Origin of the sequence: Eubacterium sp. 3_1_31, assembly GCF_964249515.1 — a bacterium.
Classification (GTDB): Bacteria; Bacillota_I; Bacilli_A; order Erysipelotrichales; family Erysipelotrichaceae; genus Longicatena; species Longicatena caecimuris.
This window is the reverse complement of the sequence record NZ_CAXUBY010000009.1, coordinates 1-13,611: the sequence shown is the minus strand read 5'-3', so window position 1 is coordinate 13,611 and position 13,611 is coordinate 1. Positions and strand designations below refer to the sequence as shown.

Below are 13,611 nucleotides of genomic sequence, written 5' to 3'. Positions count from 1 at the left end.
CGAAGTGTTGATTCTTTACCGGAAAGGAAAATACATGCCACTGTTTCAGAACAGCAGCATGTAAGAAAAAAAGAATGAAAGAAGTAACGATTCGTGGACAGCGGGTTCCTTCCCTTATGCAAGGTTGTATGCGCATATCCAATCTAAGTGAAGCACAGGTGGATGCTTTACTGCATTTTGATCTTGAACATGGGATAAACTTTTTTGACCATGCTGACATCTATGGTGGAGAAGGTGTTTGTGAAACTATTTTTGGGAATGTTCTGAAGAAACAGCCTGCCTTGCGTGATAAGATGTTTATCCAAAGTAAATGTGGTATTCATCGCAGTGAAACCAATCACTATGATTTTTCTAAGGACTATATCATCGAATGTGTGAATAAGAGCCTAGAGCGTCTACAGTGTGGATATCTAGATTATTTGTTATTGCATCGTCCTGATGCGTTAATGGAACCTAAAGAAGTTGCTGATGCCTTTGATACGTTATACAGCAGCGGAAAAGTACGTCATTTCGGCGTTAGCAATCATAATCCTTATCAAATTGAACTATTAAAAACGGCGCTGCAACAGCCACTTGAAATTAATCAGATGCAGATGAGCCTTCTGCATACCCCGATGATCGACGCTGGTTTGAATGTAAATACATTTGATTCTCATGGTATTGAACGAGGCGCTATGACCTTGGATTACTGTCGTTTGCATGCGATTACCATGCAATGTTGGTCACCTTTCTTATATGGGATGTTTGAAGGCAATTATCTTGATAATCCAAAATTTCCAGAAGTGAATCAGCGGTTACAGGAATTAGCAGATGATTATCATACAACAAAGGCAGGTATTGCAATTGCCTGGTTACTACGTCATCCTGCGAATATGCAGGTGGTACTTGGTTCATGTAATACCTCACATATCAAAGATATCATCGATGCAAGTGATATCGTATTGACGCGTGAAGAATGGTATTCCCTTTATGTGGCTGCACAAAATCCTTTGCCATAGGTTTTAGATTTTAAAGATGAATGGTTGAGAAAATTTATCAAAGAATTAGCATATGTAGATCACACATATGCTTTTTTAACAGAAATTTTACATTTAACGATTGGTTTTTGATGACTTTCCTGTATAATAAAGGTCATGAAAGGCGGTTATAGTAATATGATTTTAAATTTCATTCGTGGCTTTTGTATGGCATTGGCAGACAGTGTTCCTGGCGTATCAGGAGGTACCGTAGCTTTCCTGCTAGGTTTTTATGATAAATTTATTGGTTCTTTAGATGCATTAGTTGCAGGTTCTATGCAAGAAAAAAAAGAAGCAATCATCTTCTTAATTAAAATTATGGTTGGCTGGGTCGTTGGTTTCTTAATGGCAGTCAGTATTCTTGCGAGTATCTTTGATGCTCAAATTTATAAAATTAGTTCTTTGTTTATGGGCTTTATCCTTTTTGCCATTCCGATTGTTGTTAAAGAGGAAAAAGCAAATATGAAGTTTAATGCCAGTAGCATTATTGCCGGTATTATCGGTATTGCCATTGTCGCATTGATTACATATTTTAATCCGATTGCTGGTCAAGGTAGTACAGTGGATCTAAGTAGTTTAAATATATCTTTAATTTTATATGTATTTGTTGCAGCGATGTTTGCTATTTCGGCAATGGTGTTACCCGGAATCAGTGGTTCTACCTTATTATTGATTTTCGGACTTTATGTTCCTATCATAAGTGCTGTTAAAGCGGTGATTAGCTTTAACTTAGATTATCTGCCAATCCTGATTGTCTTTGCATTGGGGATCTTAGCGGGAATTGTTTCAGTAGTGCGGGTTATCAAATGGGCTTTAGATAAACATCGTTCGATTATGATATTTCTGATAATCGGTATGATGATTGGTTCTTTTTATGCCATCATCATGGGACCACAAACATTGTCAACACCAAAAGCACCATTGAGTTTTAGTTCTTTTGATATTTTATGGTTTGTAGTTGGTGGACTTATTATCTTTGGTTTGCAGAAGATGAAGGATGTTACAGAAAAGGCAGATTAATACGTTATTTGGAAGGTAAATCCAAAGAGGATTTGCCTTTTTTATTTGTAAATACTTACATATAGACATCTGAATTTCTCGTAAGAAGTACGACCGATTATCCTCAATAATTTTTCATCTAAAATCAATAATTTCAACTCACATACCTCATAAGAGGTACGACGGAACCGGGGAGATCGCAGTATACATATACAATTTATTTCAACTCTCGTACAAGAGGTACGACAGCTGCAGATCAACACGTATGAACAATTAAAATTATTTGAACTCACGTACCTCACAAGAGGTACGACTGGTCGTAGATTTCAATATCTCCAAAATTACCATTTCAACTCACGTACCTCACAAGAGGTACGACAGTTGTTCATATTTATCACCTACCATATATTCATATTTCAACTCACGTACCTCACAAGAGGTACGACTATTATCGAAGTTATCTTTAAATCATTAAACAAAAAATTTCAACTCACGTACCTCACAAGAGGTACGACGATAGCAACTGACTTATATGTATTTAGACAGATGATTTCAACTCACGTACCTCACAAGAGGTACGACTGATGTTGACAGTAAAATGACCGGTTTAAAGGGTATTTCAACTCACGTACCTCACAAGAGGTACGACACCAACAACTAACCAACAATCAACCACTATAAAAATTTCAACTCACGTACCTCACAAGAGGTACGACCGATTCATGCGATGAAAAATTGTCTTCACGTCGGATTTCAACTCACGTACCTCACAAGAGGTACGACTATCAAAACCAAAGACATTACCCGAATGGTATGAATTTCAACTCACGTACCTCACAAGAGGTACGACACGCGTATAATAATCGATAAATACAGCGTCATTTATTTCAACTCACGTACCTCACAAGAGGTACGACCTTTAAATTTGATTTGACCTAACCAAGTTTGAAATATTTCAACTCACGTACCTCACAAGAGGTACGACGCAAATTGGGAAGTGCTTAATACTTGCCAATGATGATTTCAACTCACGTACCTCACAAGAGGTACGACCACAAAATTGAGTTAACAGATGAGCGTACAGGTATTTCAACTCACGTACCTCACAAGAGGTACGACAGCAAATATTGCTTTTAATCTCGATATTAGTAACAATATTTGCATTAAATTAACATAAAAATTAAATTTCTATCAAATAAAAGCATAAAAATCCAATTAAAATAATCAAAAATAGGTGCGAATGTCCTAGGAAATTTATGTTAGCTTCACATTCGCACCAACATTTAAAAAATCAAAGGTTCCGTAACATCGAATGTTGGTTTTGCTCCAATATGAATAATCTTATTTTTATAATTATTCCCTAAAAGATAGAAGCGTAGGCTGTCTTTACTTTCATCGATTTCAGTAGACAATACATGCTGCAATTCAACATATTCTTTTTGATTTACATTGCATTCAAACACTGAATTTTGTACTCGCAATCCATAATTCAAACAATGCTTAGCTACCTTCCTTAAACGTTTCCTCCCAGCTTTATCCTCTGTATTCACATCATATGTTATTAATACCATCATAATCATCACTTCCACAAAAATGGTGCATATTCATCTAAATCACCTCTTAAGTACCGAGCTAATAATTGTGCTTGTACGAAAGGCACCATACCCCATTCAATTTTTTCTTTTAGATAAGGATGTGTAATCTGTTCGTTTTTCTTGTTTTGCCAAGTTGCCAGAAATATTCGTCTACCTTCTTCATTTAAAAGAACAGCATTATTTTCTTTCTTTATAAAATGAGCACTTGTTAAAATTTTCTCATTTATAAGTGTTATAACAAATCTGTCTACCATGATTGCTCTTAATTCTTCCATAAGATCTAAGGCTAATGAAATCCTGCCAGGTCGATCTTGATGTAAAAAACCAACATAAGCATCTAATCCGACACTTTCACATGCAGAAGCACAATCATGAGATAACAATGTATAACCAAAAGAGAGCAATGCATTTATGTTATCTTCTGGCGGTCTTTTATTTCTGCCATGAAAGAAAAATACATCTTTTTGCTGCAATATTAATTCATCTAGTACACTAAAATAGGCAACAGCAGCTTTTCCTTCAAAACCCATTAACATTTTACGATCATTTACACTTTGTAGATTGCACAAACATTCCTGCATGATGGAAACAGCATTTTTAATAGCATTTACATCCACACGCATCGCGTGATCACGCACTACTCTAGCTAATACCCACTTTGCATTATATATCTTTCCTATCAACATATTTTTCGCGATGGCTAGACTTTCCATCTCTGAATCAGATATCCGATATTGTTTTTTTCGCAATACCACATTACCATATTGTTCACCATTTACTCTAGCTAAAAAGCGTCCATGTGAACTCAAAAAAGTCAATGCAATGTTTCTTTGAGCACAAGCATGCATTAAGTCTGGGCTTGCCCCTGCATATCCAAAAGTGATAATTCCTTCTAAATTATGAAAAGGTATACGTTTTTCTTTATCATCACCTATTTGTATCTTTACCGTTTCACCATCCAGCGATAAATAAGCATCTGGTGACGTAATATATAAAATATTATTTAATTTTTTCATCTTCTGCTTCCTCATGCAATTTTCTCTTGATGTAGGTATTCACTGTTTCTTTATTAGCTATCTCAGGCAGACATATGTTTTGTAAGTAACATCGTTTGCATTTTGCAGAAGGTTTTACTTTAGGTGTATAAGATTTTTCATAATATGCATGCATCTCTTGAAATGCGCTTTCTACTTGTTTACGTAATGCTTCTGAAAACTCCACTTCTTCTCTCCTAGCAATTTCATGATAAAACAAATACCCTTTATCAATGTTGCAATCAAACATTTCTTCTAAAGCGATTGCCTGTGTACACAATTGCAAACAATCCATTTCAGTTGTTTTAGGTTTTCCTTTTTTCTATTCCACAGGATAAGGTTTCCATATGCCTTCCCTATTGAATAATTTTATCCCTTGCTTATCTTTATGAAATTCCACCACATCACAAAATCCATGTGCTTTTAATGCATAAGAGTGCACTTCTAAACTTCTTGTGATTAAGATATCTCCTCTTTTTTCAGTAAATGATCCATCGTGGGCATGTTCATGAACTATCGACCCTAAAACTGTTAAATCGTTATCTTCCTACTCTTTTTCAATGTGTATTAATGCCCACTGTCTACGACAAAAGGAAAAGTGCTGAATACCTGCTATATCAAGGAAATCTATATCTTCCCATTTATTCATAAGTTTCAGGTTTTAAATCAGGGTAATCTTCCGTATAAATTTCATAATCATTTATATCAGAGGACATGCTTTTCTTGACATCTATCTTTAAAGTACGATGAACCTTTGCAGATGAATATTGACCATTTGCACAATTATGCTTCCACCAAAACATCTTTAGTACTTCCATACTACCATCAGGACGTGCAGCAGAACAATCATTTTCAAATAATGTGCGCAGTGCCTCCTTAATAACCTCAGCATCTTCTTCGCTAAAGCCAGTCTTTTCTGCTAATTGACAATTGATACTTCCCTTAAATACATAAATACCAAAATCTACACGATGCTTTGTCCCCATGGTGTCTGAGCTTTTCTTATCACCACTTTCACCATTTACGCTCTTTGTAATCTGCAATCCAGATACTTCCGCCGGTTCAATGCTATATGCTGATTGTACAGATACCGGACCTCTAACACTGACACTGACGCCAGCTGTTGAGCCTTTTTCTTTAAAGGCAAATACTTGCCCAAAACTTCGTACATCTAGCCATGATTTACATGCAGCTTCTGCATAAAGTCCTCTATTCTTAGCTTTTTTTGCAGCTACAACCTGCTCATTATTATCAGCTCTTTCTTTTAAACTATCATATCCATCTGTTGCTCTATCTTCAGATTGTACAAAAATATCGTATCCCATATCTTGCATACGGTTTCTGATTTTTCTTTTAATACAAACATCAGATACTTCTCCATACCCATCTAAGGTCGTTCTTGGACGGTTTCCATTTAATGGATCACCATTAGGATTCGCATAGCGAACAGAAAATACTACTGCAAAATCAATCTTGTTTTTTAAGGTACTCATATTATTTATCCTCGCTTTCTTCTTGTTTATTTGTTTTATATCGCAATTCATCAAGCTGTGCGCAATAGCTTAAAATAAAACATTTATCTAATGCACCATCTAACTGATATTTCTCTTCATTCAGCAGTGTGTTAGCCAGTTCATTCATTTCTTCGTTCAAGACTTTAAAACGATAATTTTTATTCTTCCTTAACTTTACCTGGTAAGGCTGTAATCTTAGGTAAAGTTGTTCCCAAGTTTCTAATGGTCTTAACTGAAAGCGCCGCATATAGCGCTCCGCATTGGTTTCTCTATCTCTTACGCCCATAGTTTCTAAAGCTTCTTTTTCTACTTCTTGCGCATAAGCAAGTAAGCGTCCCCATAAATAACTAATATCCATTTTTTGTTTATCTAGTCCCATGATCCAGACCTCCTTTTCTGACGCTATATCATTCAGATATTTTCTTAAAACAGCACAACCGATATGTAAATCAGCATCATATTCTCCACTTGACATAGTATAGGGTTTATATAAGCGTTGGCAAATATGATCCACTAATGCATAAGGCAGTTTACGCCCATCCATGATACAGCTTAATAATTCCTTTGTTGTTGCTTTTTCTATTTCTTTTTTAATGCTATTACCATATGCGCAATGGATGATACTCTTAATCGAAGGCGTGCCGGTGTAACGTATACGTTGGTAGATTTCTTTCCCTTTTGCATCTATTTGTTTTTCAAAACGAATAACATTTTGCCATGCACAGGATGCATACCACTTACCTATACGTTGTAAGAAAGCAGAACCTTTTAATTCACTGTAATACGAAATTGAAAGTCTTCCTGTAGTGGCAGAATCTAAAGCCATAATGACAACATCTTCATCTGGATCTTGAAATCTTTTGGTATAGTATCCTGATAAAGCTTTATTTAATGCATACGCATAATCTTCCTGTATATCTATTTTAATTTCCTTTTCATCATCAAAATCAAAGATATTGTCTAGTGGGTTGATAAGCTCAACTTTTTTTAATCCCCATGCAACGATGGCTAATTCACCAGAACCATATAGCTTCCCTTGACGTTCAATCAGCCATTTCAAGGCATTGTGTATTTTCTGGGATGCTTCATAGCCAATACCTGCACATTGTGCACTATCAGTTAATAGTCCTAAGTAAGTGAAATTGGTTGTATCATTTGATGATATCAATTTCGCTTTATCAGCAACATTGCGTATCTTATTAGGATGTTTTGTAGATAGCGAGGTATGTTCCCCACTAATATAGCAAAGCCCTTTTTGTTCAATCATCGGTTCATAGTATGCAGAAAAAGACTTTATTAAATCTGCTTCCATCCATAGTTTATGAAAGTGCCCATCTTCATCCTCTACAATAAAACGAAGTACCGCACTGCTCTGTTCTGTTACTAATTTGAAGATATCAATGCCATCTGTGTCAACCATGCGTTTTTTGCTAAGTTTTCCATTCTCATCAACAATCAGAATGTCTTGCTGTACAAGATCATGCAGCAACGTTCCTTTATCCAAATATGTATAAAGCGATTTTAAAAGTGATGTTCCCAGTTTTCCTTGTGCCGATTGGATCCATGCCTGCAGTTGTTGCATATAAATCGCATGGCTATCATAAAGCTTTTTTTCATCTGAATATTGTGCTAGATTTTTTGCCATGAAATAAAGCTTATCAAACAGTGGATGGGGAACCTTGTTGGCATCCTTACCCGAACGACAAGAAGAATCAATGGTACTTGGTATCATTGTTTTTGCATTCGCTTTCGGAATAAGTACTGCTTGTATACTACCATCTTGAAACAACGTACATTCGATATGTGCACTTACGGTTGTATAACCGATTGGTAACAATATCCGATGATTATTATCGGCAATTCCTACCTTATCCAAACAATTATCATAAGTTTCACATAGCTTTACCGCCCAGCTCATACCTCATCACCATCCTTTAAGAAGGAAAAGTTCTGACCGGGAATGAACAGTTTTTCTTCTTTCATAACACGCAAATCATTTTGAATAGGACAATTTTGTTGTTGTGGGAATTCAATAATGCCATGCTTCATCTGTGGATAGAAAAACAGCGCTCTTAATTTCTCATCCGCACTTTGTTCCGGATATTGATAGCTATGAAACATTAAGCCAAACGTCATGGCCGCAACATTATCATAAGCTGAACTTCCTTCGCCAAATATGCATGGTTCTACTTCTGCAACACATTCTCTGGTCCCAAGAAATACATCTCGCTTGCCACCTTTTTCCAGCATACGTTTAGCAATTTGATAATGTTTATCTTCGTTGCGATCTTGTTTCAAATCGGGACGATTTTCATTCCATACAAAATGTGCTTCAATCTGATACTCTACATCATACAAATAGGTGTAAAGGGATAGTGAATTCCCTTGCGATTTGCTGATGGCACCATCATAAACCAAAGGCCGCATTCCTTTTGCTTCTGTTTGAATTTGTTTCATCACACGACACTTATCAATCATCCATTCGATCGTTGGTTTCCAATATATCGCTTCTACAATACCTCGTAAAGCACCATAGGTTGGAATTTGATATGACATCTTTTCTCCACCCATACGCGTGATGGGATCCGTAAATAACGCATATTGCCCCTGCACTTTAAATTGAATTTTATTTTCTCTCATATTTCATCACTCCTTTCTTCATAGAAAATAGCCACCTTTTTGTGCCATCATGTGGAATCCACACGTTTCATCATAATAACCATCATTCAGTATCATCACCCCCAAGTCTTTTATAGCTGTAAAGCAGTCTTGATAGTGATTCCCTTGTGTATATACTTCAATGCTATAACGCTGTGCTTGTTTTATTAACGTATCGATGCGTTCATAATCTTTTATATCCGCACATAATTCGGTGATGATGTCTTCACCTTTGCCATATGGTACAATTACTGTTGTCGTTGCATTAGGTATTACTTCAAATAAATCGCCAGCTTTACGAAAAGCTTGCCGCATAACACATTGTTTTTTCTCATCATTACTGAATTGCTTTATACTTTGTTCATTTTCTGACAATAAATCATATAGATTGTAAGTCACTTGTCCAACTTTTTTAATATAATCTGTTTCGATAGCTAATTCGCTCTTATAAGCAGAAAGGTTTTCATAGTAAAATTTATAGTAGCTATGCAATGTCTTCTGTGATGCGATATTATTATCGTATTGTAGTGGATTATCTCTGAATTTTTTCAATACTCGAAGGGTCAATGCTTTTGCTCTGGCAATTTCTGATAGTCTTGATAAATTTTCATCAGCATCCGAAAAAATATACGTAATTCCTTCTTCATATTCACGATTTCGATTACAGCGTCCAGCTGCTTGAATAATACTGTCTAAACCTGTACAAGCACGCCACACAGTTTCAAAGCTTAAATCCACTCCTGCCTCAATCAAAGATGTGCTGACACAAATGACTTTCGTATCTTTCTTTAAAGCTGTAGTCATCTCTTTAATCATATCTTCTTTATGCTGTGCACACATTGTATTCGCCAAGAAGAATATTTTATAATCTTTATCCAAAAGAGTCTTAAGTTCATGGTAAACATCATAAGCTCTTTTCTTTTGGTTTAGGATAATTAGAGCCGATTGGCGTAATTGCATATCCTCGCTAATTACCTTTACTAATTCATCTGTGTGCATTATACACTGTGTCTTATCTTCATAGCGGACACGTTGAAAAGCTTCATTATATATTTTTAAATGAGAAAGTATTTCTTCATAAGGAGGAATAGCGTTTAATTTATTGGGAGGAAATGGCTGTGTAGCGGAACACAATAAAACAGTAGACCCACAAAATTCTGTTAAATAGTCAATAGCTGTTTGAAACATATTCTTACAAGACACAGGTAATGATTGAATTTCATCGAATATCAAAATCGCATCTGTCAATTGATGCATTCTGCGAATATTTTGTTTAGACCCATGGAAAAGTGCATTTAATACTTGCACATAACTTGTGAGGATTACTGCATGATCCCAACGTTCTGTGAATAGTTGATGCTGTTCATCATCATCAATAACAAGACTAGAATAATGTTCTAAGATGATGACTTCATCTTTTTCACCCAACACATCTCTTAAGTTAGCTGCATTTTGCGTCAATATTGACAAATAAGGTATCACATAGTAAATATGACGGATATGTTTATGTTTTTTTGCATGTGCTAATGCAAATCGTAAACTTGCTAACGTTTTCCCAGAACCGGTAGGAGCAGCCAGTGTGTAAATGCCTTGCTTTTTTTCTCCGGCCTGATAACATTCTAGAGATATTTGATTTCGTAACTGATTGATTTCTGTTTGCTTGTTTCCTTGTTGAAGAGTTAAAAGATGTGCATTTAGTTTTTCTTCTAATGTTTCCCAGATATGCAGGCGGTTCTTTTCAAAATAGGGAGGTTGAAGTACATTATAAGATAAAGTAGGATGATTCATGAACAAATATGTATCATAGCAATCTGCATCTCGTAATGCACTTTGTAATAAGCGCGTTTGCAATCCTAATTGAAAATACAAAAGTGTTCCATTTTTCTTTTTACAACCTTGCTCTTCTAAGAATGGTTTTAATTTATTTACATGTTCTTTCATGCGTAAAAAGAGAGTTTGATATTGTTGAATAGCCTCTTGGATGAGTGTTTGCAAATACCTTTTATCAAATATGCTGAAAAAGGTATTTACGCTTTCTTCATAATCTAATATTTCTTTCTTTGTCATTAATTTTGAATGAAAAGGCATTTCTTTATCCGGATTATACATATCATAAAGTTTTGAATGATGGGATAATATGATCAAACTTACGGATTCTATAAAGCATTTTTGTATAACTTCATTAGTATTATCTAAATTATAGAAATGATCATATAGATAAATAGCACCTGCAAAAGCATGATTAATTTTTTCATTTGTGTCTTCATCTTTCATTAAATATGCTTGAAATAAAGATTTAGCTTTTCCTAAATCATGCAGTATCCCACTTAAATAACCAATTTTATCAAGTTCACAAGTGGTTAAAAATTTTTGGCATAAAGCTGCTGTATTTTCTTCGTGCTGTTTTAGTGTTTGTGAATATGCTGTTTTTTTGATACGATGCGCTAATAGTTCACCCATGAAATGCCCCCCGACAGTGTTTGTAAGCGTTTTCTCAATTATATCATAAAATTTTAATTATTGAACGATATTATATGATTGACTTTTACAATTTATCGCTTATGACAAAGTTGACAAATCTTTATATTCTATATAAAATATGTAAACTACATATAAATTATATAGAAGGTGAAAATATGAATATTTCTATGTATACGTATCAGAAACAAATTGAACGCATTTATCGCAAATTAAACCATCGTTCTACTGGTTTTCTACGTCCTTACTATGAAAAATATCAAATAAGTGAACTTCAATACCGTGTTTTATCCCATATTCAAGAACATACCGCTTGTACCATAGGTGCCTGTGCAAAAGCCTTGCAACAAGATGCAGGCAATATGTCTGTAACCTGCAAAAAATTAGAAAAATTAGGATATATCTTTCGTAAACGCAGCGTGAGCGATGAACGTGTAGTCTTATTATATCCTACAGAATCCGGAAAAGCTTGTATTCATACGATCCATGATGCCATGTATCAGCATTATCAAAAACAATGGAATTATTATAACGATAAAGACAAAGAACTCATCGTAAAAGGATTACAAAAGTTAGAACAATTTATAGAAATGATAAATGAAAAGGAGGATCCTCATGAATAAAAAAGGTGTCTTATTCGATATGGATGGTACTCTCATCAATACCTATGAAAATATCAATTTCAAGCAAGCATTAAGTGAATTAAAGACTGTCCAAAAAACATTAATATTAAAAGTTTTAAAATCACGCGTGCGAAGCTTCTCAGAAATGGAACAAAAGATTCGTGAAGAGGTGGAAGATCCACAAGAAGCGCAAGATTTAATTGATCGTATCATGGATTTTTTACTAGATCATTATGATCATGCTCCTATGAAAAATGAAGCTTTGACCTTCCTGCATTATCTGAAGCAAAAAAATTATAAAATATGTCTATGTACAAACAATGCAACTGATGTGGTCAATCACATCTTAAAACACAAACAAATGACTCCCTATTTTGACTATGTTATTACTTCTCAACAAGTAACACGCAGTAAACCAGATCCTCAGATGTATCTAGAGGCATTACATAATGTCAATCTTAAAGCAGAAGAATGTGTAATTTTTGAAGATACAGAAAATGGTGTACAAGCTGCGAAAAATGCCGGTATTGATGTTATCGTTGTGAGCGATAAAGAAAAACGCAAATTTGCAGATTGTCCGATTATCATACAAGATTATTCTGATAAACGTCTGTATGAGTTATTCTAGGAGGATATCTTATGTTCTATATCTTATGTTTCTTCGCTTATAGCTTTTTAGGTTGGATATGTGAGTGCATCTATTGCAGTATTCCTGCCAAGAAATTCATAAATCGTGGATTTTTAGAAGGACCCTACTGTCCAATTTATGGCTGTGGAGCTATGCTTGTTATTTACCTACTCACACCTTTTGCCGCTAAGCCACTGCTTCTATTTGTAGCAGGCATCTTTGTTACAAGTGTACTTGAATACATAACCAGCTGGCTGATGGAAATGTTCTTTCATACAAAGTGGTGGGATTATTCAACATATCCTTTTAATATTAATGGACGTATTTGTTTAAAAAACTCTACACTTTTCGGTATTATGGCTGTATTTGTTTACTATGTATTGCATCCATTTGTAAATGATTCAATAAATCTTTTGCCGCATCCGGCACAAGCTATACTTTGTATATTGTTAATTATCCTATTCACCTATGATGGTGTATCAACACTTATGGCATTACTACGCAAAAACAAGGACTTCTTGGAAGTGGAGAACAGTATGAAAGAATTGGTCAAAGAGTTTAAAACAGCCCAGATTTTTCCACTTGAAGAACCTATAAGTGAAAGTATTCGCCGTGTTTTAGATAGTACCGATGCAGATGAAATTTTATTATCGCATATTAAAAAAATTCATGATATGGTAGATTCCCTGCATCAAAAACGTAAGCATACACACGAGCGTTTAAGTAAAGCATTCCCTAACAGAAAAGAAGCTTTATCTAGAACGAATATTGAAGCATTATTTAAAACAATGCACAATCACTTACATCATTAATCTTTGTAAACAATGAGCATCACAAAACATTAACCAAAAGAATTGGAAAAGCTTTTCTTCGTACAAATTCATATAGTATAAGATGTACTATAGCATCCAACTCTACCGTCATTGTTTGGACAATTGAATGGACATATAATCGCGGCTTATTATAAATTTATTGCATTTTCAAATAACATAAGGAGCTAACTATTAAGAAGTCAAGCATTTTTGAAAAAGATTGAAAAAGCATGACAAAAACAAGTGCTAGTAAA

11 protein-coding genes, 1 pseudogene and 1 CRISPR repeat array are annotated in these 13,611 nt (G+C 34.9%); of the genes and pseudogenes, 5 read left to right on the top strand and 7 right to left on the bottom strand.

Going from position 1 to position 13,611, the window contains the following annotated elements:
- The first annotated feature begins 74 nt into the window (after positions 1–74).
- Both ACESSZ_RS05415 and ACESSZ_RS05410 read left to right on the top strand, forming a co-directional pair.
- Positions 75–998 (top strand): aldo/keto reductase, encoded by a 924-nt coding sequence (locus ACESSZ_RS05415; RefSeq protein ID WP_008687436.1) that lies wholly within the window; start codon positions 75–77, stop codon positions 996–998.
- A 156-nt stretch (positions 999–1,154) separates the two neighbouring features.
- The gene (locus tag ACESSZ_RS05410) at positions 1,155–2,036 is read left to right on the top strand and encodes a DUF368 domain-containing protein (RefSeq protein WP_008687435.1); all 882 of its coding nucleotides are present in this window, start codon (positions 1,155–1,157) and stop codon (positions 2,034–2,036) included.
- A 260-nt stretch (positions 2,037–2,296) separates the two neighbouring features.
- Positions 2,297–3,134: a CRISPR direct-repeat array (repeat unit 33 nt; unit sequence ATTTCAACTCACGTACCTCACAAGAGGTACGAC).
- 164 nt (positions 3,135–3,298) lie between these two features.
- Here the strand turns inward: ACESSZ_RS05410 and cas2 are convergent.
- The 7 genes and pseudogenes from cas2 to ACESSZ_RS05375 all read right to left on the bottom strand — a co-directional run bounded on the left by cas2 (position 3,299) and on the right by ACESSZ_RS05375 (position 11,276).
- Entirely contained in the window at positions 3,299–3,589 is a 291-nt protein-coding gene (gene cas2, locus ACESSZ_RS05405) for a CRISPR-associated endonuclease Cas2 (RefSeq protein WP_026006737.1), read from the bottom strand.
- Positions 3,590–3,594: 5 nt separating this feature from the next.
- Positions 3,595–4,626 carry a type I-C CRISPR-associated endonuclease Cas1c gene (gene cas1c / locus ACESSZ_RS05400; protein ID WP_008687432.1) on the bottom strand — a complete coding sequence of 344 codons (1,032 nt, stop codon included), beginning with the start codon at positions 4,624–4,626 and terminating at the stop codon, positions 3,595–3,597.
- Positions 4,610–4,954 (bottom strand): annotated as a pseudogene (locus tag ACESSZ_RS05395) (CRISPR-associated protein Cas4); the annotation flags it as partial. The gene cas1c and the pseudogene ACESSZ_RS05395, both read right to left, overlap by 17 nt.
- A gap of 331 nt (positions 4,955–5,285) precedes the next feature.
- Positions 5,286–6,137, bottom strand: coding sequence for a type I-C CRISPR-associated protein Cas7/Csd2 (gene cas7c / locus ACESSZ_RS05390; RefSeq protein WP_008687428.1), 852 nt, complete (start codon positions 6,135–6,137; stop codon positions 5,286–5,288).
- 1 nt (position 6,138) lies between these two features.
- A complete protein-coding gene (gene cas8c / locus ACESSZ_RS05385; RefSeq protein WP_008687427.1) occupies positions 6,139–8,076 on the bottom strand; it encodes a type I-C CRISPR-associated protein Cas8c/Csd1 in 1,938 nt (645 codons plus the stop codon).
- Positions 8,073–8,798, bottom strand: a complete 726-nt coding sequence (gene cas5c, locus ACESSZ_RS05380; protein ID WP_008687426.1) for a type I-C CRISPR-associated protein Cas5c — start codon at positions 8,796–8,798, stop codon at positions 8,073–8,075. The genes cas8c and cas5c overlap by 4 nt, the downstream gene beginning before the upstream one ends.
- A gap of 18 nt (positions 8,799–8,816) precedes the next feature.
- Positions 8,817–11,276, bottom strand: a complete 2,460-nt coding sequence (locus tag ACESSZ_RS05375; RefSeq protein WP_008687425.1) for a CRISPR-associated helicase/endonuclease Cas3 — start codon at positions 11,274–11,276, stop codon at positions 8,817–8,819.
- Positions 11,277–11,452: 176 nt separating this feature from the next.
- On the opposite strand from ACESSZ_RS05375, the gene ACESSZ_RS05370 reads away from it, so the two are divergent.
- The 3 genes from ACESSZ_RS05370 to ACESSZ_RS05360 are packed head-to-tail and all read left to right on the top strand — an operon-like array spanning position 11,453 to position 13,357.
- Positions 11,453–11,917 (top strand): MarR family winged helix-turn-helix transcriptional regulator, encoded by a 465-nt coding sequence (locus ACESSZ_RS05370; RefSeq protein WP_008687424.1) that lies wholly within the window; start codon positions 11,453–11,455, stop codon positions 11,915–11,917.
- Positions 11,910–12,545 carry an HAD family hydrolase gene (locus tag ACESSZ_RS05365; RefSeq protein WP_008687423.1) on the top strand — a complete coding sequence of 212 codons (636 nt, stop codon included), beginning with the start codon at positions 11,910–11,912 and terminating at the stop codon, positions 12,543–12,545. Before ACESSZ_RS05370 ends, ACESSZ_RS05365 begins: the two co-directional genes overlap by 8 nt.
- Before the next feature lie 11 nt (positions 12,546–12,556).
- A complete protein-coding gene (locus tag ACESSZ_RS05360) occupies positions 12,557–13,357 on the top strand; it encodes a putative ABC transporter permease (protein WP_008687422.1) in 801 nt (266 codons plus the stop codon).
- Positions 13,358–13,611 lie beyond the last annotated feature (254 nt).

What these genes read in the sequence shown, in the direction of transcription:
- ACESSZ_RS05415 (WP_008687436.1), top strand. Translation starts at nt 75, where the DNA reads ATGAAAGAAGTAACGATTCGTGGACAGCGGGTTCCTTCCCTTATGCAA.
- ACESSZ_RS05410 (WP_008687435.1), top strand. Translation starts at nt 1,155, where the DNA reads ATGATTTTAAATTTCATTCGTGGCTTTTGTATGGCATTGGCAGACAGT.
- cas2 (WP_026006737.1), bottom strand. Translation starts at nt 3,589, where the DNA reads ATGATGGTATTAATAACATATGATGTGAATACAGAGGATAAAGCTGGG.
- cas1c (WP_008687432.1), bottom strand. Translation starts at nt 4,626, where the DNA reads ATGAAAAAATTAAATAATATTTTATATATTACGTCACCAGATGCTTAT.
- cas7c (WP_008687428.1), bottom strand. Translation starts at nt 6,137, where the DNA reads ATGAGTACCTTAAAAAACAAGATTGATTTTGCAGTAGTATTTTCTGTT.
- cas8c (WP_008687427.1), bottom strand. Translation starts at nt 8,076, where the DNA reads ATGAGCTGGGCGGTAAAGCTATGTGAAACTTATGATAATTGTTTGGAT.
- cas5c (WP_008687426.1), bottom strand. Translation starts at nt 8,798, where the DNA reads ATGAGAGAAAATAAAATTCAATTTAAAGTGCAGGGGCAATATGCGTTA.
- ACESSZ_RS05375 (WP_008687425.1), bottom strand. Translation starts at nt 11,276, where the DNA reads ATGGGTGAACTATTAGCGCATCGTATCAAAAAAACAGCATATTCACAA.
- ACESSZ_RS05370 (WP_008687424.1), top strand. Translation starts at nt 11,453, where the DNA reads ATGAATATTTCTATGTATACGTATCAGAAACAAATTGAACGCATTTAT.
- ACESSZ_RS05365 (WP_008687423.1), top strand. Translation starts at nt 11,910, where the DNA reads ATGAATAAAAAAGGTGTCTTATTCGATATGGATGGTACTCTCATCAAT.
- ACESSZ_RS05360 (WP_008687422.1), top strand. Translation starts at nt 12,557, where the DNA reads ATGTTCTATATCTTATGTTTCTTCGCTTATAGCTTTTTAGGTTGGATA.